The organism is Streptomyces sp. SID11385 (genome assembly GCF_010548245.1).
In the GTDB taxonomy this organism is placed as follows: domain Bacteria; phylum Actinomycetota; class Actinomycetes; order Streptomycetales; family Streptomycetaceae; genus Streptomyces.
Genome location: NZ_JAAGLR010000748.1, coordinates 1 through 20,589, shown reverse-complemented (window position 1 = coordinate 20,589; position 20,589 = coordinate 1). Strand labels below are relative to the sequence as shown.

General features: G+C 73.1%; 19 protein-coding genes. 14 read left to right on the top strand and 5 right to left on the bottom strand.

Annotation, left to right across the window (positions count from 1 at the left end):
• The first annotated feature begins 164 nt into the window (after positions 1–164).
• The 3 genes from G3I42_RS22860 to G3I42_RS22850 are packed head-to-tail and all read left to right on the top strand — an operon-like array spanning position 165 to position 2,574.
• Positions 165–989, top strand: coding sequence for a creatininase family protein (locus G3I42_RS22860; protein ID WP_164288816.1), 825 nt, complete (start codon positions 165–167; stop codon positions 987–989).
• Between the two features lie 59 nt (positions 990–1,048).
• Positions 1,049–2,176, top strand: a complete 1,128-nt coding sequence (locus tag G3I42_RS22855) for an enolase C-terminal domain-like protein (protein ID WP_164288814.1) — start codon at positions 1,049–1,051, stop codon at positions 2,174–2,176.
• Positions 2,173–2,574, top strand: a complete 402-nt coding sequence (locus G3I42_RS22850) for a Rid family hydrolase (RefSeq protein WP_164288812.1) — start codon at positions 2,173–2,175, stop codon at positions 2,572–2,574. The genes G3I42_RS22855 and G3I42_RS22850 overlap by 4 nt, the downstream gene beginning before the upstream one ends.
• A gap of 68 nt (positions 2,575–2,642) precedes the next feature.
• On the opposite strand, the gene G3I42_RS22845 is transcribed toward G3I42_RS22850, so the two are convergent.
• The 4 genes from G3I42_RS22845 to G3I42_RS22830 form a co-directional block, all read right to left on the bottom strand.
• Complete coding sequence (locus tag G3I42_RS22845; protein ID WP_203607191.1) at positions 2,643–4,295, bottom strand: allantoin permease; 1,653 nt, start codon at positions 4,293–4,295, stop codon at positions 2,643–2,645.
• A 91-nt stretch (positions 4,296–4,386) separates the two neighbouring features.
• Entirely contained in the window at positions 4,387–5,712 is a 1,326-nt protein-coding gene (locus tag G3I42_RS22840; RefSeq protein ID WP_164288810.1) for an MFS transporter, read from the bottom strand.
• An 81-nt stretch (positions 5,713–5,793) separates the two neighbouring features.
• Entirely contained in the window at positions 5,794–6,438 is a 645-nt protein-coding gene (locus tag G3I42_RS22835) for a helix-turn-helix domain-containing protein (RefSeq protein ID WP_164288808.1), read from the bottom strand.
• Between the two features lie 120 nt (positions 6,439–6,558).
• Complete coding sequence (locus G3I42_RS22830) at positions 6,559–6,951, bottom strand: PPOX class F420-dependent oxidoreductase (RefSeq protein ID WP_164288806.1); 393 nt, start codon at positions 6,949–6,951, stop codon at positions 6,559–6,561.
• 316 nt (positions 6,952–7,267) lie between these two features.
• On the opposite strand from G3I42_RS22830, the gene G3I42_RS22825 reads away from it, so the two are divergent.
• The 11 genes from G3I42_RS22825 (at position 7,268) to panD (ending at position 19,185) form a co-directional block, all read left to right on the top strand.
• On the top strand, positions 7,268–7,444 hold the full coding sequence (locus G3I42_RS22825; RefSeq protein ID WP_164288804.1) for a hypothetical protein: 177 nt from the start codon (positions 7,268–7,270) through the stop codon (positions 7,442–7,444).
• Between the two features lie 409 nt (positions 7,445–7,853).
• The gene (locus G3I42_RS22820) at positions 7,854–8,573 is read left to right on the top strand and encodes an IclR family transcriptional regulator (protein ID WP_164288802.1); all 720 of its coding nucleotides are present in this window, start codon (positions 7,854–7,856) and stop codon (positions 8,571–8,573) included.
• A 384-nt stretch (positions 8,574–8,957) separates the two neighbouring features.
• Positions 8,958–10,715, top strand: coding sequence for a hypothetical protein (locus tag G3I42_RS22815; protein WP_164288800.1), 1,758 nt, complete (start codon positions 8,958–8,960; stop codon positions 10,713–10,715).
• Entirely contained in the window at positions 10,712–11,566 is an 855-nt protein-coding gene (locus G3I42_RS22810) for a hypothetical protein (RefSeq protein ID WP_164288798.1), read from the top strand. Before G3I42_RS22815 ends, G3I42_RS22810 begins: the two co-directional genes overlap by 4 nt.
• Complete coding sequence (locus G3I42_RS22805) at positions 11,563–12,567, top strand: membrane dipeptidase (RefSeq protein ID WP_164288796.1); 1,005 nt, start codon at positions 11,563–11,565, stop codon at positions 12,565–12,567. Before G3I42_RS22810 ends, G3I42_RS22805 begins: the two co-directional genes overlap by 4 nt.
• A 158-nt stretch (positions 12,568–12,725) precedes the next feature.
• A complete protein-coding gene (locus G3I42_RS22800; protein WP_164288794.1) occupies positions 12,726–14,354 on the top strand; it encodes an ABC transporter substrate-binding protein in 1,629 nt (542 codons plus the stop codon).
• A 3-nt stretch (positions 14,355–14,357) separates the two neighbouring features.
• Positions 14,358–15,470 (top strand): ABC transporter permease, encoded by a 1,113-nt coding sequence (locus G3I42_RS22795; RefSeq protein WP_203607190.1) that lies wholly within the window; start codon positions 14,358–14,360, stop codon positions 15,468–15,470.
• Positions 15,467–16,354, top strand: coding sequence for an ABC transporter permease (locus tag G3I42_RS22790; protein WP_164288792.1), 888 nt, complete (start codon positions 15,467–15,469; stop codon positions 16,352–16,354). Before G3I42_RS22795 ends, G3I42_RS22790 begins: the two co-directional genes overlap by 4 nt.
• On the top strand, positions 16,354–17,511 hold the full coding sequence (locus G3I42_RS22785; RefSeq protein ID WP_164288790.1) for an ABC transporter ATP-binding protein: 1,158 nt from the start codon (positions 16,354–16,356) through the stop codon (positions 17,509–17,511). Before G3I42_RS22790 ends, G3I42_RS22785 begins: the two co-directional genes overlap by 1 nt.
• A complete protein-coding gene (locus G3I42_RS22780) occupies positions 17,508–18,527 on the top strand; it encodes an ABC transporter ATP-binding protein (protein ID WP_164288789.1) in 1,020 nt (339 codons plus the stop codon). The genes G3I42_RS22785 and G3I42_RS22780 overlap by 4 nt, the downstream gene beginning before the upstream one ends.
• 226 nt (positions 18,528–18,753) lie before the next feature.
• On the top strand, positions 18,754–19,185 hold the full coding sequence (panD, locus tag G3I42_RS22775; RefSeq protein ID WP_164288787.1) for an aspartate 1-decarboxylase: 432 nt from the start codon (positions 18,754–18,756) through the stop codon (positions 19,183–19,185).
• 45 nt (positions 19,186–19,230) lie between these two features.
• Here panD and G3I42_RS22770 read toward each other — a convergent pair whose 3' ends face one another.
• On the bottom strand, positions 19,231–20,334 hold the full coding sequence (locus tag G3I42_RS22770) for a PP2C family protein-serine/threonine phosphatase (RefSeq protein ID WP_164288785.1): 1,104 nt from the start codon (positions 20,332–20,334) through the stop codon (positions 19,231–19,233).
• Positions 20,335–20,589: the final 255 nt, after the last annotated feature.

Sequence of the window (20,589 nt, the reverse complement as noted above, 5' to 3'; positions counted from 1 at the left end):
CGCCCGCACCCGCCCCGGCAGCACCTCGACGGCGCCCAGCGCGCCCGGGCCCGCCACACCGTCGTCGCCGCCCGCGCGGGCCGGGGACGGCACCAACCGCAAAGGAGTACGTTCATGCGCCATACGCCGACTCTGCCACGCCGCGCCACCGGGGTGACAGCCGCGTGAGCCACCGGTACCTGACCGAGACCACCTGGCGCGAGACCCGCGAGGCCGCCCCCGACGCCATCGCCCTGCTGCCCATCGGCTCGCAGGAACAACACGCCGCCCACCTCCCGCTCGGCACCGACACCCTCCTCGCCGAGGCCGTCACCGAGCGTGCCCTCGCCCACCTCGCCACCCGGGCGGGCGCGGGGGAGCGGGTCCCGCACGTCGTCCGCCTTCCCACGCTCCCGTACGGGCACAGCCCCCACCACCTCTTCGCCGCCGCGCTCACGCTCTCCGCCCGCACCCTCGGCCTCGTGCTCGACGAGATACTCGACTCGCTCGCGGCGACCGGGCACCGCAGGGTCCTCGTCGTCAACGGCCACGGCGGCAACGACGAGATCATGCGCCTCGCCGTGAAACGCTTCGCGCTGCGCGCCGAGGTCACGGCCGCCGCCTGCTCCTACTGGTCGCTCGGCGAAGCGGCCGCGGACGCGGAGCACGCCGCGCTCGTCCCGGGACACGCGGGCTGGTTCGAGACCTCGCTCATGCTCGCCGCACACCCCGAGCTGGTCCGTACTCCCGTCCCCGCCCGCGCCCCCGTGGACCCGCCGCCGCTCTTCGACCGGCCCCCCTACCCGGGGCTCACCGCCGAGCGGCACGGCGAGTGGGAACGCGTCGGCGGCAGCACGGACGACGCCTCGGCCGCCCGGGCGGAGCAGGGGGCCGCACTGCTCGACGCGCGGGCCCGCGCCCTCGCCGAAGCCGTCCTCGCCTTCGACCGCGCGAGCGGCACGGAGACCGGCACGGGCACCGAGACCGGCACAGGCACCGGCACGGGCTGAGCCGCCCGGTACCGCCCCACCGCCCTCACCACCCGCACCACCACCCAGCGAGGAACCCCATGAAGATCACCGGCGTCGACGTCCACGTCGTCAACCTCCCCCTCCTCAACCCCTTCACCTCCTCCTTCGAGACCAAGACGGGCGAGACCCGCACCGTCGTCCGCATCCGCACCGACAGTGGCGTCGAGGGCTGGGGCGAGACGATGTGGGGGCAGCCCGTGGCCGCGCTCGTGCGCGTCCTCGCCGAGGACCTGATCGGCACGAGCCCCTTCGCGCTCGAAGCCTTCCACCGCAAGCAGCACATGGTGCCCTTCTTCCACGGCTACCTCGGCTACGCGGCGCTCGCCGCGCTCGACGTCGCCTGCTGGGACGCGATGGGCAAGGCGACCGGGCAGTCCGTCACCGACCTGCTCGGCGGCCCCGTGCGCACCGAGGTCCCGCTCACCGCGCTCATCACGCGCGCCGACGCCCCCGGCGCCTCGCGCGCCGACCTGCCGGGCGCGCTCGCCGCGCACACCGCGAAGGTCGTCGCCGAGGGCGGCTTCCGCGCCGTCAAGCTCAAGGGCACCACCGACGTCGCCGGGGACGTCGCGATCCTGCGCGCCCTGCGCGCCGAACTCCCCGCGATCGACCTGCGCGTCGACCCCAACGCCGCCTGGTCCGTCCCGGACTCGATCCGCGCCGGGATAGCCCTGGAGGAACTGGACCTGGAGTACCTGGAGGACCCCTGCGTCGGCATCGAGGGCATGAGCCAGGTGCGCGCGAAGGTCCGCATCCCGCTGTGCACCAACATGTGCCTCGTGCGCTTCGAGGAGTTCGCGCCCGCCGTGCGGCTCGGCGCCGTGGACGTCGTGCACGGGGACGTCTACAAGTGGGGCGGCATCGCCGCGACGAAGGCCCTCGCCGCTCACTGCGAGACCTTCGGGCTCGGCATGAACCTGCACAGCGGCGGCGAACTCGGCATCGCGACCGCCGCGCACCTCGCCGTCGTCGCGAGCACCCCGGTCCTCTCGCGCGCCATCGACTCCATGTACTACCTGCACGCGGACGACATCATCGAGCCCCTGACCCTCAGCGGGGGCAGCCTCACCGTCCCCACCGGTCCCGGGCTCGGCGTCACCGTCGACGAGGACAAGCTCCACCACTACGCCGAGGTCAACGCGAAGGAAGGGGACCTGACCCGATGAGCGAGCAGACGACGCGGCACGCCCTGCGCACCGACGCCGCGCCCCCGCCCGCCGGCGCCTACAGCCAGGGCCTCGCGGCGGGCCCGTACGTGTACACCTCCGGGCTCGGCCCGCAGGACCCCGCGAGCGGGGCGGTACCGGAGGGCATCGCGGCGCAGACCGCGCAGGTGCTCGCGAACCTCGCCGCCGTCCTCGCGGCGGACGGCCTCTCCCTCGGCGACGTCGTCAAGGCGACCGTCCATCTCCAGCACCTGCGCCGCGACTTCGCGGGCTTCGACGCCGCCTACCGCGCCGCCTTCGAGACCGCGCGGGGCCCGCTCCCGGTGCGCACGACGGTCGGCTCGGACCTCATGAACATCCTGGTCGAGATCGACGTGGTGGCCCTGCGGCGCACCTGAGCGGGGAGTACGGGCGGGGTGCGGCGCGTCACGCGGGTGCGCCGCCCCCGCCCCGTACCTCCAACGTCTTACACCGGCAGCACGTGTTCCCCGGTCCGGTCCGTGCTCAGGCACAGCGAGCACACGTGCGCCTGGTGCGTCACGCACGCCGTGACGTCGGGGCGCTCGTACTCCCGCGCGCACACGTGGCACGTGTACGGACTCGCGCTCGGGTTGCCGCCCTCGTCCAGGAGCGGTTCCGCGATGCCGTCGTCCGCGCGCCGCAGGTAGTACCTGCCGCGGGTGACCAGGGCCATGACGGGGGTGAGGACGAAGGCGATGACGACGGCGGCGACCGGCGAGTAGGGCTGGAGGGTGTCGCCGAGCGCGTGGAAGTACATCGCGATCGACAGACCCGAGGCCGCGACGAAGGAGACGACGCCGACCGGGTTGACCGCGTAGAGCATCCCGCGCCGGAACTCCGGCTGGAGCGGCGAGAGTTTCAGCACGTACTTGTTGACCATGATGTCGGTCGCCACGGTCACGACCCAGGCGATCGCGCAGTTCGAGTAGAAGCTCAGGATGTCGTTGAGGAAGCTGAACATGTCGGCCTCCATCAGCGCGAGCGCGAAACCGAGGTTGACGAGGACGAAAACCATACGGCCCGGGTACCGGCGGGTCACCCGTGTGAAGGAGTTCGTCCAGGCGAGCGAGCCCGAGTACGCGTTCGTCACGTTGATCTTGATCTGGCTGATCACGACGAGGACGACGGCGAGCGGCACCACGAGCCACGAGGGCATCATCGCCTCGAACGCGCCCCGGAACTGCTGGATCGGCTCGGTCGCGGCGGCGGGGCCCACCCCGGAGAGGATGTACACGGCGAGGAAGACGCCGATCGCCTGCTTGAGCGCGCCGAGCACCACCCAGCCCGGACCGGCCATGACGACGGCCGTCCACCACGCGCGCCGGTTCTTCTCGGTGCGGGGCGGCATGAAGCGCAGGTAGTCGATCTGCTCGCCGATCTGCGCGATGAGCGAGAGGCACACCCCCGCGCCGAGCAGCACCGAGGCCGTGTCGATCCCGCCGTCCCCCGACGTGCCCGCGTACGCGAGGAAGCGGTCCACCGTGCCCGGGTCCTCGGCGACGACGTAGACGAGCGGGCCCACCATGAGCAGGAGCCACACGGGCGTGGTCCACACCTGGAGCTTGCTGAGCGCCTTCATCCCGTAGACGACGAGCGGGATCACCATGCACGTCGACACCAAGTAGCCGAGCCACAACGGCAGATGGAACCCCAGTTTGAGGCCCTGCGCCATGATCGAGCCTTCGAGCGCGAAGAAGACGAACGTGAAGCTCGCGAAGATGACGCTCGTGAGCACCGAGCCGAAGTAACCGAAGCCCGCACCACGGGTGATGAGGTCCAGGTCGAGGTTGTAGCGCGCCCCGTAGTACGCGAGCGGGAACCCCGTCACGAAGATGAGGACGGCCGCGACCCCGATCGCCAGCAGCGCGTTCCCCGTGCCGTGGCTGAGACCGATCCCCGCGCCGATCGAGAAGTCCGCCAGGTAGGCGATGCCGCCGAGCGCCGTCGTCGCCACGACCATGGGCGTCCAGCGGCGGTACGAGCGCGGGGCGAAGCGGAGCGTGTAGTCCTCCAGCGTCTCCCGGACCGCCGCGCCCCCCTGCGGCGCGCCGTCGGGCTCCGGCTCCGCCGCGGCCGGCCGTGACTGCGTGGTGCTCATACGTGCCTCCCAGGGGACGGTGGTGGTGCCGGGCAGGAGGGAGGCTAGGGACGGCGTGTTCCCCGGACGCGCGCGGACGGTGAACGGGGCGTTACGTACGGCTCACGGGCGCCGGGGAGGTGCGGGCGGCCGGACGGGGGAGTGCGGCGCGGCGGGACGCCGGGCTCAGGAGCAGGTACGCGGCACCGCAGGCCGAGAACGCCGCCGTCCCCGCGAAGACCGGGCCCGCGCCCCAGGCACCGATCGCGGCGCCCGCCACCGGGTACGACAGCGGGGCGAGGCCGACCATCGTGAGCATGACGACGGAGGTGACGCGCCCGAGGTAGGCGGGGTCGGCGGCGTTCTGGAGGAGGGCGTTGTTCAGGCTCCCCGCCGTCCCCGCGGCGAGGCCCGTGAGCGCCGCGCACCCGACGACGACACCGAGGACGGGCACGAAGCCGAGCACCCCCGCGCTCGCGCACGCGAGACCGAGCGTCCCGCTCAGCACGAGCCCGGCACGCGGCACCCACCCCACCGCCGTGACGAGCGCCGCGCTGAGAGCGGCACCCGCGCCGAAGGCGCCCACGATCCACCCGTACCCCGAAGGACCCCAGCCGCGCTCGGCGTTGAGGAGGAGGAGACCGACGTTGAGCGTCGAGCTGAGCCCGAGTTCGCACAGCGCGAGGGCGAGGACGAGCGGCCTGACGAGCGGGTGCCGGCGGATGTAGCGCAGGCCGTCGATCAACTCGGCGCGCAGGTCCGTGCGTTCGGCATGTTTCCCCGTCGCGGTCGTCGCCGCCGGGGGACGTATCCGCAGCGAGAACAGCAGCGGCAACGACGCCGCGAAGAGCGCCCCCGCGACGACGAAGGCCACCGGCACCCCGCCGAGCCCCAGCGCGAGCCCCGCGAGCGGCGGCGCGGCGATCTGGCTCAGCCGCATCGCGAGCGACCGCATCCCGATGACCCGCGCGAACTGGTCGGGACGGGTCAGGCGGGGCGGCAGCGCTCCCACGGCGGGCACGAACAACGCGTCCACCGCGCCGAAGACGAGCGCCACGCCCACGAGGAGCCACAGCGCGGGCGAGGTGAGCGCGACGGCCCCGGCCACCCCGAGGACCAGCACGCACCGCACCGCGTCGCTGCCGAGGACGATCCGGCGCGGGTCGAGACGGTCGGCGAGCACCCCGCCGCCCAGCATGAGCAACGCGCGGGGCATGGCCCCCGTGGCCATCACGAACCCCACCCCGGCCGGATCGGCGACCTTCTGCGCCGCCCAGCCCAGCGCCACGAAGTACACGCCGTCGCCGACGAGCGAGGCGGTGTACGCGAGGAGCCAGCGCAGGACGTTGCCGTCGCGGTGCGCGGGGCGGGAGGGGGCGGTGGGGCCCGGCGGGGCGGGGAGGGATGACGCGGGGCCGGCTGGTGCGGGGACGGCCATGACGGGACTCCTCGGGTGCGGCCGGAAGGGATGCGCCGGAAGGGGACGAGCGGGGGAGGGGCGCCGGGGGAGGACGCGGGCTCAGGGGCGGAACGGGAAGCCGTACAGGTGCACGGCGACGTGCTCCCGCCGCTGCCCGTCGCCCGACCGCGCCGCCGTCTTCGACCGCTCGCGCCACCGCGCGGCGAGAGCTTCCAACTCGCGACCCATCTCGGCGAGTTCGTCGGCCGTGAGGTCGATCACCCACTCCGAGGACGTCGCCGCGTCGGACCACTCCGTGCCCCAGGCCGATGCCTGGGCGAGGTACTGCCGGTACTGCTCGAAACGGGTCTCGGCGAGCGTCCGCGTCACGGCCTGCGCGGTGGCCGGCCCCTCAGGCGTCCCGGCGAACTGAGAGTCGCGGAAACCGAATCCGCCTTCGTTCGCCACCCGCCACCAGCGTTCGCGACCGTCCTTCGCGTGCTCGGGGGCCTCCGTCACGAAGCCGTGCTCGGCGAGCTTGCGCAGGTGGTAACTGACCAGCGAGGGAGCTTCGTCGACCTGTTCGGCGAGCTGCGAGGCGGTCGCCGCGCCGGCCGCGTAGAGCAGTCGGTACAGGCGCATCCGCAGCGGATTGGTGAACGCCTTCAGGCGGGCGAGTTCGGTGACTTGCTCGGGGCGGGGGCCGGGGTGGGACGGGTCCTGGTGAGCGGGGTCCTGGTGAGCCGGGTCCTGGTGAGCGGGCATGCGCCGAGTATGGTTCCGCAAGAAAAACTGCGCAACCATTCTTGCGAAATTATTCTTTCGCAATGCTGGAGTGGTGAACCCGCCCCCTGCTTCCCGCCTCCGGCGCCCCGTTGCCCGGCCCTACACCTCCGCCGGGAACTCCACCGCGACCGCGACGCCGGGCCTGTTCATGCGCGGCACCACGCGCCGCGCGAGGTCGGTGAGCCGCACGAGCACGTACTTGCGCGCGAGCGCCCGCCGCGCCGCCCGGCCCTCCGCCTCGTCCAGGACGCGGCCCGTCCCCTCGTACGTGCCGGCGCCGGCCGCGATCCGCCCCCGCACGTCGCAGGCGCGCACGCTCACGCGGCTCGTGTGCCGCAGCCGCTTCACCTTCCCGGCGTGCGCGTCGCTCCACGCCACGAGCCGCTCACCGTCCACGGCGAGCCACACCGGCGTCGCGACGGCCTCACCACTCCTGCGGTACGTGACGAGACTGACGTACTTCGCGGCGGCCAGCTCAGCGGGAACACTCATGCGCGACGCTCCTCGTTCGGGGCTCGTGATCCGGGGCTCGTAAGGGAGACGACTCTACGGGGCGACGGCCCGTATGAGGAGGCGTCGCGCGCCCGCGTCCGCCAACTCTCGGCCCCACGCGCGAGTACGCCCAGGCGTCGACCACGGCGGAGGCCGCTCCCCGGACCGAATCGCCTGGGCCCCGCCACCTGGGCGGACCGGGAGCTGAGCGGTCATGGTGTCGGCCAGTGTTCCCGCCCCGCCTGCGGCTGCGCGAACGCGAACTCGTCGCGGTGGCACGGGGAATGGACGAGGCCGCCGCCCGTTCCTCGGCTACGTGACGATCCCGAAGTCCGCCGCGTCGTTCTCCGCCGCCCTGACCCTCCCGCTCAACGGGTTCGTGACCGCCCTCGACACCTTCGCCCTCGAACGCCGAGGCCTGACAGCTCGCCGTCGCCCGCAGGCCCGCCCGGCGGCCCCCGCGAGAGAAGACCCCGTACGCGGCCCACCCTGAGCGCACCACCACGGCACACCCCACGGGGTGACGGTTTCGAGCGTCACCCCGGGCTCTCGTCTCCCCGGCCCCACCAATATCCGCCCGGCCCGCCACGGGCACCGGTGAACTCGTCTGCCGGGCCTCGCGCTTCAGCACCACGACCTCCCGGGCTCGTCCCGCCGGGTCCCGTCGCGTTCGTTGTCTCCCTATGGAAGACAGGCAAGAGACCTCCGTATCGCGGGCGAAACCTTGCATTCCTGGGTCGAGAGGTCGTACAGGAAATGAATCAAAGGTGAGCGCAGGTGAATACCGCGACTGATGGGGTGTCTGAGATTCCCTTTCCGGCGACCATTGACGGCCCGGTCGGAGCGGTGTTTAAGTGACGCATCCCGATCGGGGACAGTGTCCTCTTATAGGAGACAGCGCAGTGGTCACTCAGATCCTCACCTCATCGCTCAAGACGCTGGAGGTCCTCGCAGCCCTGGCCGACGAGCCGCGAGGCGTGGGTGTCTCCGAGCTCGCCCGGCGTACCGGCGGCAACCGGGGCTATGTGCACCGGCAGTTGGTGACGCTGTGCGCGGGCGGCTGGGCCGAGCAGGCGGAGGACGGGACCTACCGGCTCAGCCTCCGCGTCTCCAGGCTCTCCGACGCCGCGTTCGCCCAGGCCGGGCTCGGTCACCGGGCCACCGCGGCGATGGAGGAACTGGCCGCCCTGGTCGACGAGACGGTGTCCCTGGCCGTGCTCGACGGCGACTCCGCCCGGATCGTGCAGCGGGTCGAAGTGGACCGGCTGTTGCGCGTCGATTCCAGGATCGAGGCCCGGATGCCGATCTCCGACACCGCCTCCGGCCGTGTGCTCACCGCATGGGCGTTGCCACACGACCTGACGGCGCTGCGGGAGGCAGGCGTCCGCACCGCCAGGGACGAGGAACTGGAGCACATCCGGCAGCACGGTTACGCGATCTCGCTGCCGAACCGGCTGGAACCGACGGTCGCCGTGGCGGCGCCGGTCTTCGACGCCAGGCGCCGGGTGATGGCCGCCCTCTCCGTCGTCGGCCCGATGGTCCGCTTCGACGCCGAGGCCGCGGCGGCCGACACCATGGCCTGCGCGGCCCGCGTCACCACGATCGTCTCCGGGAGCAGGTGACGCCGCCGTCCAACTCCTCGCCGCCGTCCAACTCCCCGCCGCCGTCCGACTCCCCGCCACCGGGCCCTGACCGGACTCCGTCCGTCCGCCCTCTGTCCCCCCGTACATGCCGGCCCTCGTCCGCCCGCACACGATCCCACGCGGCGGCAGCCTGCCGCCCCCTGACCGGGGCGTGCCCTCCTCCCCGGCGCACCACCTCGCGACCGGCCCGCGCACCCTGCCGGAGTCACCCCCTCCGCGCGCCCGGCACCGGGCCTTCCCGCGCCCCGCTGTTCTCCCGCTCCCGCCCTGTCCCCCCAGCGCCGGTCGCCCCTCCCGTCGGCGACGGCCACCGGTCGCCCGGGGCGGCACCCCACCGCGTGACCCGCACGAAAGGAACCATCCGTGGCACCACAGCCCAGCCCGGCCGTGCCCGCCGGCCGGCCGGCCGCCGAGCTCATGACCCCGACCGCCCTCTCCTCGTTGCAGGCCGGGCGCCTCTCGTCGGCCCGTTCCCTGGTCAACCGGATGCTCCGCGAAAAATGGCGAGTCGAGCGCCGCTCGCTGACCGTCGAGGAGGACGGAAGCGGCGAGGCCGTCTACCGCATCCACACAGCGGACCGGGTGATGGACTTCGTCGCCTTCGCCTTCCCGCCCTCGTCCCAGGAGCGCACGCTGCGCATCTTCGACCTGGGCTGGGACATGATGGGCGCCCTCCTCGACGGGCCCGCCATGGCCGAGGACATCGAGCACACCCGCAACGAGATGCCGCGCCTCTACCACGGCAGGGCCACCGCGCACACGCTCACCTGGTGCCGCGCCAACCGTTCGCTGCGCGTCTTCGCGCACGTCGTGGAGGCGCTGGCCGCGGGCCGGCAACCCGACACCGTCGCGCTCGCCCGCGTCGGCTACCTCATGCGCAACATCGGTCTCGACGGAAACGGCACCTTCGGCACGCGCACGTTCCTGGCCTACGGCGAGGACCACCCGCTGGCGGTCCCCTACCACGCCCAGCTGCTGTCCGCCTACATGATGCGGGAGCTGAGCGCGGACCTGGTCGAGGCGCTGGCCGCCCGCCGTTCGGACACCGCGGCCGCCCTCGACCCGCGGGTCCGCCGCTTCCTCGGCGTCGGCAACAGCTCCGCGCTCGGCCTGGTCCTCTGGGTCGGCAACCACCCGGTACTGGTGGACCGCTGGATCATGCTGCGCGAGCGGGCCCTGGCCCATGCCCGTGGTCTCTCGGCGGCGCCCGGCACCGCCGTGCGGGACACCCTGGTCGCCCTGCTGGAGCGGGCCGCGCTGTACCACAGCGAAGACGTCAACGAGTACAGCTGTTTCACCCCGGCCGAGCGGATCGTCGCCGACCTGCGACGCGTACACGCCGCGATCCCCGGACGTGCCGCCGCGGCCGCGGCGGAGGGCCGGGTGCCGACGGTGGCGGAGCTGGTCGACGGCGTCGAGGCCGTCTGCGACGAGGCCGCCGAGGTGGTCAACTCCGTGCTCACCGAACTCGACCCGGAGGAGTCCGACCGGCTCGCGGCGGGACTCACGGTTGACGAAACGTTTCGCCGAGACGGTTCGGCGGCCGTCGGAGAGCTTCGCGCGCTGCTCGCCGAACGGTACGCCTGGGCCCTCGCCGTCGACCGGTCCGCACCGGGTGCGGTCGCCAACACCTGGTACAAGTCCCGGTCGGCCGAGGAACCCCGGTGCGGCGCCACCTCCGAACTGCCCGAGGGCACCATCGACCTCACCGTGGACGTGCCCGGCATGGTCCAGCACCTCGACGGCGTACTCGCCGCCGAAGACCCCGCGCTGCCCGTCGGACGCCTCCTCGCACGCCGTCCCGAACTGCGGGGAGCCGTCGAACGCCTCCAGTCCCTCGCCGGGCACGCGTACGCCGTCCCGCACGCCAACATCCGCGATGCCGCCTTCGTGCCCGCGCGGATCATCCGCCTGGCGAACGCGGCCCTCTACGGCCTGGAACGCACCAAGGACTACCTGGGCCGCGACCTGCGCGGCGTGATCTTCCAGGGCGCGCCCACCGCGGCCGACCTGGGCACCGACGCCGCGGGCCCGTGGTTCTGGCCGGCCGTACCGCGCCCCGCAGACTCCCTCGTCCTCGAAGCCCCCGTACCCGCCCCCTCGAACGGAGCCGCCCGATGACCCCCGCCACGCTCGCCGGCGAACCCGGGAGCGACAGCACCGCCGACCGCCTGGGCCGCACCTGGCAGAACGCCTCCGACGCCGAGACCCTCCGGCTGTCGCTGCGTGAACTGCGCCTGATCAGCGAGCGGTTGCTCCAGGCCCAGGGCCTCGCCCTCGGCGCCGTCCCCGCCGTGCGCGACCTGGTGCTGCACGCCCAGGCAGCGGGGCTGCCCGCTCTGCGGTTCCTCTCCGAGGGGCTCAGCGCAGCCGACCGCGCCGGCTCCGGCCGGGTGGAGATCGCCGCCGAGGCCCCGGGCGCGCTCGTGGCCGACTGCCTCGGCCAGAGCGCCCTCGTCGTCGCCCCCGCGCTGCTCGACCTGCTCCAGTCCGAACCCGGGGAGCGCGTCGCCCTGTGGGCCGGGCGCGTCGAACACGTCGGCCTCGCCGCCGTCCTGGAGCACCAGGGCACCGACCGCGGGGTGGTCCTCACGGTGCGGCCCGCCCCCTCGGCCGCCGCACCCGCCGCCGGTCTGCCCCCGGTGCCGGACGGCCTGGCGGGGGACGGCGTACTCCTCGTCATGGAACGTCGCGCGCCCGAACTGCCCGACGACCCCGAACTGCTGCGCCTCCTGCCGCTCGTCGGCTCGCTGCCCGCCGCCCGCGCGGTGCACACAGGCGTGGAGACCTCCGCCGCCCTGTGGTGGTCGCTGTTCGAGGACTCCGCACGCGCGCTGTCCACCGAGTCGGTGACCTCGCTCCAGCACGCCGGAGCGACCGCCGTCGACGAGAACGGCGTGATCGAACCCGACCTCACCGACGACGTTGACTTCGTCGGCGTCACGGCCAAGAAGGAGCAGGAACAGCGATGAACATCGACGGACTCGAGTGCGGCGTCTTCAACCGGACGGTCTTCGAGGAACTGCGCGCCGGGCGCGTGGACTGCGTGACGAACACCATCGCGTTCTGGGAGAACGCGGCGGAGACCATGCAGGCCCTCGCCGACTGGTACGGCATGGAACGCGACAACGCGGACCTCGTACGGATCGCGTACTCCACGGCCGACATCGAGGCGGCGGCCGCCGAAGGCCGTACCGCCGTCCTCATGGGGACCCAGAACGCCTCCCCGATCGAGGACCGGCTCGACTACATCGAGCTGTTCGCCCGCATGGGCCTGCGGGTCATGCAGCTCACCTACAACATTCAGAACACCCTGGGCGCGAGCTGCTACGAGACCACCGACGCGGGGCTGACCCGCTTCGGCCGCAACGCCGTCGAGGAGATGAACCGCTGCGGCATCGTCGTCGACTGCTCCCACGTGGGCGACCGGACGTCCTACGACGCCATCCACGCCTCGGCCGTCCCGGTGGCGATCAACCACGCCAATCCGCGCGAGTTCTTCGACCACGCCCGCAACAAGCGGCCCGAGGTCATCGACGCGCTCGCCGAGCGCGGCGGGGTGCTCGGCCTGACGATGTACCCGAACATCGCCGGTGAGTGGTGCGAGAGCGTCGAGAGGTGGTGCGAGCTCGTCGCCCGCACCGTGGAGCGGATCGGTGTCGACCACGTCGGCGTCGGTTCCGACCTCGGACGCTTCCTCACCGAGGAGCACATGGTGGAGATGCGCAAGGGGCACTGGACGCGCGGCCCGGAGTACGGGGCGGGCAAGCCCGGACAGTCCCCGGTCGTGCCGGACCCGGAGTGGTTCCGGACAGCGGCCCAGTTCGGCAACATCCCCGCCGGGCTGGCCGGGGCGGGCTTCTCCGACACGGAGATCGAGAAGCTGTGCGGCGGCAACTGGCTGCGCCTGTACCGGCAGACCATCGACGTGGACCTGCGAGGCGGCCGGGTGGCCGTACCCGTGACCGCCTAGACGCGCGGGCCCGGCGGGGCAGACCCGCCGGGCCCGCGGACCCGCCGCTCCGGTACCGCCCCCGCCGTACGCACCCGGTGCCCGCCCCGCCCCGGGACGCCACCAGGAGTGACCTCCCCCGGCTCCTCCTTGCCCGTCTCTCCGAGTGGAGACCCCCGATGCCCCACCACCCCCCGCCGCCCGGCCCCCGGCGGCGCACGCTGTTCGCCCTCGCCCTGGCCTTTGCCCTGACGGTTTCGCTCACCTCCTGCGCGCGTTCCGGAGTCTCCGCCGAGGCGGCGAGCCGCACCCTGGTCGTCGATACGGCGTTCAACGCCAAGTCCATCGACCCGGCGCGCGTCTACCAGCCGACCGACTACCTCGTCGACCACGCCCTGTACGAGACGCTGACCACCTACCGCGGCAAGGACCTGCGCACGCCCAAGCCCGGCCTGGCGACGTCCTGGTCCAACTCGCACGACGGGCAGTCCTGGACGTTCACGCTCCGCGAGGACGCCCGCTTCTCCGACGGCAGCCCCGTGGAGGCGAGCGACGTCGTCTTCTCCTTCGACCGGCTGCGCCACGTCGACGCCAGCCCCGCCTATCTGATGGCCGGGATCACCGCGAAGGCCGAAGACGCCCACACTGTCGTCCTCACCACCGACTCACCCCGCGCAGACGTGCCCGCGATGCTCGCCACCCCCCAGTTCGGAGTGGTCAACGCCGACGTGGTGCGCGCGCACGGCGGCACCGACCGGAAGGACGCGGTCACCAAGGACAAGGCCGAGACCTGGCTGAACACCCGGTCAGCGGGCTCGGGGCCGTACCGGCTGAGGAGTTACAGCAACTCCTCGCAGATCGTCCTGGAGGCCAACCCGGAGTACGCCGGTGACGCACCGGCCTATCCCCGGGTGATCATCCGGAACGTGCCCTCCGCGCAACAGCAGTTGCTCGGGGTGCAGTCCGGCGACTCGCAGATCGCTCTCGACATCTCGGCGTTGCAGACCAAGGGCCTGCACGACGACGGCCTCGTCGTCGACGACAGCAGGGCGGCCGAGGTGCTCTACCTGGCGGTCAGCCGCGCGAAGAACCTCCCCACCGCGTCCGCCGACGTGCGGAAGGCGATCCGGCTCGGCATCGACTACAAGGGCCTCGTCGAGATCGCCGGTCCCGGCTCCACCCAGGCAACCGGCATCCTGCCGACCGTCTTCACCGGGGGCCTCGGCAAGGCGGACGCCGCCGCGTACGACCCCGGGGCGGCCCGCGCCCTCGTCACCAAGGCCGAGAAGGAACAGGGCCTGAGGAAGATCGAGCTTACCCTCGACTACGCCAGTGACTACCACCGGCTGGCCGGCCTCGACTACGGCGTACTGGCCCAGCGCGTCCAGAACGACCTGGGGAAGATCGGCATCACGGTCACGCTCCGGCCCTCGCCGACATCGACCTCCCTCCAGCGGTACGTGGACGGCGAGACACAACTCGCCCTCTGGTCCTACCCGCCGGACTATCTCGACCCCCAGAACATCCTCGGATTCGCGCCCGGCGACTTCCTCTCCAAACGGGTGCACTGGCCCGCGAAGGACGCCCCCGCACTCGGCGCCCTCACGAAGGCGGCCTACCGCGCGGTCGACGAGCGCGACCGGCTCACCGCCTACACGGCCTGGAACCGCGCGATGAACGAGGACGGCCCCTTCGTCCCGCTGCTGGAGCCGAACTTCGTGACCGTCGCCTCGTCCGAGGTCACGGGACTGGTCCGCAACCCGCTCTACTACCTCGATCTGGCCGCGCTCGGCCGCTCGGAAGGGTGACCCATGACCGAGACCGACCCCGGCCCCGTCCTCGCCGGACCGGAACCCGCATCGGTGGCCCCGCCGGCTCCCGCCGGGGCCTCCCGCCGCAGGATGCCGCCCCTGCTGGCGTACGCACTGCGCCGCGTCGCCTCCTCGGTGCTGATCGTCTTCGGCGTCACCCTGGTGACCTTCCTGCTCAGCTCCGTCGTCCCGGCGGACCCGGCCACCGCCAACCTCGGCCAGCGCGCCCTGGACGATCCCGGCATCGTCGCCCGCTACCGCGCCGAACAGGGACTCGACCGGCCGTTGCCGGTGCAGTACGCCTCCTACCTCGGCAACCTCCTCACCGGGGACCTGGGCATCTCGCAGCAGACCCAGCGCCCGGTCCTCGACGACCTCGCCGAGAAGCTCCCCGCCACCCTCGAACTGGTCGTCGTCGCCACCGTGATGGCCCTGGTCGTCGGTGTACTGCTCGGCGTGCTGGCCGCGAAGGGACGCGGCGGACACCTCGACCGGATCTCCCGCACCCTGTCGCTCACCGGGGTGTCCCTGCCGACCTTCTGGATCGGCATGGTCGCCGCCGTGCTCTTCGTCAAGAACCTCGGCGTCCTGCCCGGCTCCGGCCGGCTCGCCCCCGCCCTCGACCCACCCCACCGGATCACCGGCTTCTACACGGCCGACGCCCTGCTGACGGGCGACACGGACGCCTTCGCGTCGGCCGTCGCCCATCTCGTCCTGCCCGCCTCGGTCCTCGCCCTGTCCGTCGTCGGCATGGTGCTGCGATTCACCCGCAGCGCGGTGCTGGAGGCGCTGTCGTCCGACTTCGTCAAGGCCGGGCGCGCCAAGGGACTGCGGGGGAGCGGCGTCCTGTGGGGCTACGCGGTGCGCTCGGCGTCCGGCCAGCTGATCACGGCCACCACCCTCTCCTTCAGCCTGCTGCTCGCCGCGACCGTCTACATCGAGCAGCAGTTCTCCTGGAACGGCATCGGCCAGTACGCCTTCCGCAGCTCGACCAACCTCGATCTGCCCGCGGTGATGGGCGTGTCCATCCTCATCGCCCTGGTCTTCGTCGTGGTCAACCTGGTCGCCGACCTGCTGTACGCCGCCTTCGACCCGAGGATTCGCCTCTCATGACCGCTCCTTCCCCTCCGGTCACCGCACCGGGCCACCGCACGGGACGGGTGACCGGCGCCTGGCGCTGGGCACGCCGCAACCCCGCGCAAGGCGTCGCCGTCGGCGTGCTGCTCCTGTGGGCGGTCGTCATCGTCCTCGCCCCCGTCCTCGCCCCGTACGACCCGCTCGACCAGAGCGCCGTGCCCCTTGAGGGTGCCTCGTCGGCCCACTGGCTGGGCACCGACCCCGCCGGGCGCGACGTGCTCTCCCGGGTCCTGTACGGCGCCAGACTGTCCGTACCGGTGGGCCTGCTGCTCATCGCGGTGACCGCCCTGATGGGCACGGTCGTCGGTCTCGTCGCGGGCTTCTTCGGCGGCTGGGTCGACGAGGTCCTGATGCGTGTCACCGATGTCGTCTTCGCCTTCCCGGTCATCATCCTGGCGATGGCGGTGGCCGCCTCTCTCGGCCCGTCCCTGCCCAACTCCGTGCTCGCGGGCGCCCTCGTCTGGTGGCCCGGATACGCACGCACCGTGCGCTCCGCCGTGCTCTCCCTGCGCGAGACGGACTACGTGCTCGCCAACCGGCTCGCCGGGGTCGGCTCGGTCCGTTCCATCCTCGTGGACGTGGTGCCCGGCATCGCCGGCTCGCTCCTCGTCCTGGCCGTGTTGGACGTCGGCGGTGCGATCCTGCTGCTCGCCGGGCTGTCCTTCCTCGGGCTCGGCGCCAGACCACCGGCCGCCGAGTGGGGATCGATGATCTCCGAGGCGTCCCAGTACTTCAACCAGTGGTGGCTCGCGGTCGTCCCCGGCCTCGCCATCGTCACGGTCGTGGTCGCCTTCAACGTCCTCGGCGACGCCCTGCGCGACCGGCTCGACCCCAAACTCACGACGGCTGGAGAACGATGATGAGCGGGGACCGGACCCTCGACGCGCGCACCCCTCTGGACACCCGCGCGGGTACGGGCACGGCGCGCACGGGTACGACGGAAGCGGGTACGGCCGTCGAGCCTCTGCTGCGCGTACGGGACCTGACGGTCACCCTGTCCCGGGCCGGGCGCGAGGTCCGCCTCGTCGACGGCGTCGGCCTGGAGGCCCGCCCCGGCGAGGTGCTGGGCATCGCCGGGGAATCCGGCAGCGGCAAGACCGTGACCGGCATGACCCTGGTCGGCCTCGGACCCGACCGGGCCACCGTCACCGGCTCGGTCCGCTTCGACGGCCGGGAACTGGTCGGACTCCCCGACAAGGAGTGGGGGCAGGTGCGCGGGCGGGACATCGCGGTCGTCTTCCAGGACCCGTCCTCCGCCCTGCACCCCATGCTCACCGTCGGCCGGCAGCTCACCGACCACGTCCGCCGCCACCAGGGCATCAGCCGCAAGCAGGCGGCCACCCGTGCGGCGGAACTGCTCGACATGGTGCGCATCCCCGGCGGGGCCTCGGCCGCCGCGCGCTACCCGCATCAGTTCTCCGGCGGCATGCGCCAGCGCATCGCCCTCGCCTCCGCCCTGGCCTGCGGTCCGCGCCTGCTCATCGCCGACGAACCGACCACCGCCCTCGACGTCACCGTCCAGGCCGGAATCGTCGAACTCCTCGACGAACTGCGACGCGAGACGGGGATGGCCGTCGTCATGGTCACCCACGACCTCGGCGTCCTGTCCTCCGTCGCCGACCGGATCGCCGTCTTCTACTCCGGCCGCGTCATCGAGACCGGCACCGTCTCAGAAGTCATCGGATCGCCTCAGCACCCCTACACGCAAGGCCTGTTGCAGGCCCTGCCGCACGCCTCGCTCGGCGAGCGCTCCGCGGTCGGGCACGCCGTGCCGCTGCGCCCCATCCCCGGTTCGGCCCCCGCCGCCGACGCGCCGGTGCCGGGCTGCCCCTTCCACCCGCGCTGCTCGTCGGCGATCGACGGCTGCGACCGCGTCCGCCCGGTGCCGGTCACCATCGGCCCCGCCCGCACGGCCGCCTGCGTACTCGCCGAGCCCGGCGTCGTACGCCCCGCCGCGGCCCCACCGACTCCCGGCCCCCTCCCCGCGGCCGGCACCCCCGCGAGGAGGAAGGCATGAGCGTGCCCGCAGACCACACCGCCGCACCGCTGCTCCGCGTCGAGAACGTGGTCGTCGAGTACTCGCGCAAGGGGCTGCCCCCGATGCGTGCCCTGGCCGGCGTCGGCCTGGAGATCGCGCCCGCCGAAGTCGTGGGCATCGTGGGGGAGTCCGGCTGCGGCAAGTCCACCCTGGCCCGGGCCGTCACCGGTCTCGCCCCGGTGCGGTCGGGCGCCGTCGCCTTCGACGGCACGCCGGTCGGCGCCATGGGGCGCCGCCGCCGCGCAGCGACCCTGTTGCCGCTGCAGATGGTGTTCCAGGACCCGAACGCCTCGCTCAACCCCCGGCGCACCATCAGCGCGCAGATCCAGGAAGTCGTGACCGCCCGCGAGCGCGCGCGGGGCACCGGACGCGGCCGACGCGACCCGGAGACCGCGCGCGAGGCCGTCGAGGCGCTGCGGCGGGTCGGCCTTCCGGACGGGGCGGCGGACAAGTACCCGCACGAGCTCTCCGGCGGCCAGCGGCAGCGGGCCGCGATCGCGAGGGCGCTCGCCTCCCGCCCGAAGATGATCGTCGCGGACGAGCCGGTGTCGGCCCTCGACGCCTCCGCGCAGGCGGCGGTGGCCAATCTGCTGCGCGACCTGTCGCGCGAGGAAGGCATCGCGCTGGCGTTCATCTCGCACGACCTGGCGGTGGTCGGCGCGCTCGCCGACCGGGTGGTCGTCATGTACCTGGGCCGTGTCGTCGAGACGGGCACCGTCGACCGGATCTTCAACGCGCCGCGGCACCCCTACACCCGGGCCCTGCTCGCCGCCGTGCCCGTACCGGACGGCACCGGGTCCCGCCCGCGGGCGCTGACCGGCGAGGTACCCGACCCGGGCAGCCCCCCGCCCGGCTGCCGCTTCCACCCGCGCTGCCCGCTGTCCGTCGACCGCTGCCGCACGGACGAGCCCGTTCTGCTGGGCGTACCGGGCACGACGGGGGAGGCCGAGGTGGCCTGCTGGGTCGCGCAGGCGCAGGTACCGGAGGCGGTCTGAACGCGCGACACCACGCCGCGGGCCCGCCGCCCTGCGCGGGCCAGCGGCGGAGGCTCAGAACCGGCTCGGGCGATGGTGCCCGCGCCGGGCCGCGACTGCGAGGGCTGCTCCGGCGGCACGGGCTGACGCCGGCCGGCCTCGCCTAGGGGAGACTCGTTGTAGGCTGGCGAAACAGCCCTTGACCTGCGAAAGCGCAGGCAGGGAGCCTACTGGTGGGAGTACCCCGATGCTGCGAACCATGTTCAAGTCCAAGATTCACCGGGCGACCGTCACGGAGGCCGACCTGCATTACGTGGGGTCGGTCACGGTTGATGCCGATCTTCTGGACGCCGCCGACCTGCTCCCCGGCGAGCTGGTCCACATCGTCGACATCACCAACGGCGCCCGCCTGGAGACGTACACGATCCCGGGCGAACGCGGTTCCGGTGTCATCGGGATCAACGGGGCCGCCGCGCACCTCGTGCACCCCGGGGACCTCGTCATCCTCATGTCGTACGCGCAGGTCGACGACGCCGAGGCGCGCGCCCTCGTGCCGCGCGTCGTCCACGTCGACGCCGGCAACAAGATCGTCGCCCTCGGCAGTGATCCCTCCGCGCCCGTCCCCGGCACCGCCTCGCGCCGCAGTCCGCGCGCCGTCCCAGGCCCCGCGCACGTCTGAGCCGCGCGACCGTCGCCCCCGCCGCAAACCTGGCGGGGGCGGCCCTCAGGCGGGGATCGAGGGCTCCCCGTACCGGACGGCGAGACAGGCGATGTCGTCGTCCAGATTTCCCCTGCTCTGCCCCAGCAGCGCCCGGTGCAGGCGCCGCAGCAGTTCCTGCGGCATCGAACCCGCCGGTACCCGGCCCGCCCACCGCTCCAGCGGGAAGAACGCCCCGCCCGGGGCCCGCGTCTCCGTCACCCCGTCCGTGTACAGCAACAACGTGTCCCCGGGCCCGAACGGCACTCGTTCCACCGTGTACGTGGGGCCGAGGATCTCCGCGAGGTTGATGGGCGGGGACGCGGTGCGCGGATCGAGGCTGCGCGGGACGCCCTCGTGGAAGAGCAGTGCGGGCGGATGCCCGCAGTTCAGGAACGACAGGTGCCTGCCCTCGTGCGGGATCTCCACCAGGATCGCCGTCGCGAACTCCTCCGTGCCCGAGCCCGCCCGCGAACGGCAGTAGCGGCCCATGCTCGTGTCCAGGCGCTCCGCCACCTCGCCGAGGTCCCGCGCCTCGTACGCCACTTCGTGGAACGAGCCGAGCAGCGCGGCGGCGACCCCCACCGCCGGCAGCCCCTTGCCCCGTACGTCCCCGAGCAGGAGCCGCAGCCCGAACCGCGTGTCCGCCGCCGCGTAGAAGTCCCCGCCCACCTTCGCGTGCGGCGCCGCCGCGAGGTACAGCGTCGCGATCTCCAGGTGCGCGACGCGCCGCGCCACCGGGCGCAGCAGCACCTCCTGCGTCGTGTTCGCCACCGCCTCCACCTCGCTCAGCGTCCGTTCCCGCTGGGTGCGCAGATGACTCGCGTACGCGGCGGCGAGCGCCACCGCCGCGATCGCGCCCGCCGTGAACATCGAGTCGTTGTCGTTCTCGAGCACCGCGTACGCCAGCACCGCGAGCGCGCACACCCCGCCGAGCAGCAGCGTCCCCCGCACCCGCCACAGCGAGGCCGCGAGCGCGGGCGCCACCACGAGCAGCCGCGTGAAGGGAAGCTGGGGCGGCGTCAGCACCGCCACGAGACCGATCGCCACCGTCAGTACCGCGGGGGCCAGGAGTACCGGGTCCCGTCTCCACGCCGCGACCCACTTCGCTCCCGCACCCAGAAAACGCATGAAAGGGATGGTAGGGAATCAAACGCCCGGGCTCGGGAGACGCGCGCGCCGCCCCCGTCCCGGCCTCTCCCCGCTCGCGTGCCGTATCCCCGTCCCGGCCTCTCCCTGCCCATGCAGCCGTCCCCGCCTCTCCACGCTCCGCCCCGGCGCCCCTCACCTCGGCCGCGCCGACCACCCCTCAGCCCGCCGCGTCCCCCGGCTCCGCGGCCTGCCGCAGCGCGCACCGCCACACGACCGCGCGGGCCCGCCCGCCCG

What these genes read in the sequence shown, in the direction of transcription:
- G3I42_RS22855 (WP_164288814.1), top strand. Translation starts at nt 1,049, where the DNA reads ATGAAGATCACCGGCGTCGACGTCCACGTCGTCAACCTCCCCCTCCTC.
- G3I42_RS22850 (WP_164288812.1), top strand. Translation starts at nt 2,173, where the DNA reads ATGAGCGAGCAGACGACGCGGCACGCCCTGCGCACCGACGCCGCGCCC.
- G3I42_RS22845 (WP_203607191.1), bottom strand. Translation starts at nt 4,295, where the DNA reads ATGAGCACCACGCAGTCACGGCCGGCCGCGGCGGAGCCGGAGCCCGAC.
- G3I42_RS22840 (WP_164288810.1), bottom strand. Translation starts at nt 5,712, where the DNA reads ATGGCCGTCCCCGCACCAGCCGGCCCCGCGTCATCCCTCCCCGCCCCG.
- G3I42_RS22835 (WP_164288808.1), bottom strand. Translation starts at nt 6,438, where the DNA reads ATGCCCGCTCACCAGGACCCGGCTCACCAGGACCCCGCTCACCAGGAC.
- G3I42_RS22830 (WP_164288806.1), bottom strand. Translation starts at nt 6,951, where the DNA reads ATGAGTGTTCCCGCTGAGCTGGCCGCCGCGAAGTACGTCAGTCTCGTC.
- G3I42_RS22810 (WP_164288798.1), top strand. Translation starts at nt 10,712, where the DNA reads ATGACCCCCGCCACGCTCGCCGGCGAACCCGGGAGCGACAGCACCGCC.
- G3I42_RS22805 (WP_164288796.1), top strand. Translation starts at nt 11,563, where the DNA reads ATGAACATCGACGGACTCGAGTGCGGCGTCTTCAACCGGACGGTCTTC.
- G3I42_RS22800 (WP_164288794.1), top strand. Translation starts at nt 12,726, where the DNA reads ATGCCCCACCACCCCCCGCCGCCCGGCCCCCGGCGGCGCACGCTGTTC.
- G3I42_RS22795 (WP_203607190.1), top strand. Translation starts at nt 14,358, where the DNA reads ATGACCGAGACCGACCCCGGCCCCGTCCTCGCCGGACCGGAACCCGCA.
- G3I42_RS22790 (WP_164288792.1), top strand. Translation starts at nt 15,467, where the DNA reads ATGACCGCTCCTTCCCCTCCGGTCACCGCACCGGGCCACCGCACGGGA.
- G3I42_RS22785 (WP_164288790.1), top strand. Translation starts at nt 16,354, where the DNA reads ATGAGCGGGGACCGGACCCTCGACGCGCGCACCCCTCTGGACACCCGC.
- G3I42_RS22780 (WP_164288789.1), top strand. Translation starts at nt 17,508, where the DNA reads ATGAGCGTGCCCGCAGACCACACCGCCGCACCGCTGCTCCGCGTCGAG.
- panD (WP_164288787.1), top strand. Translation starts at nt 18,754, where the DNA reads ATGCTGCGAACCATGTTCAAGTCCAAGATTCACCGGGCGACCGTCACG.
- G3I42_RS22770 (WP_164288785.1), bottom strand. Translation starts at nt 20,334, where the DNA reads ATGCGTTTTCTGGGTGCGGGAGCGAAGTGGGTCGCGGCGTGGAGACGG.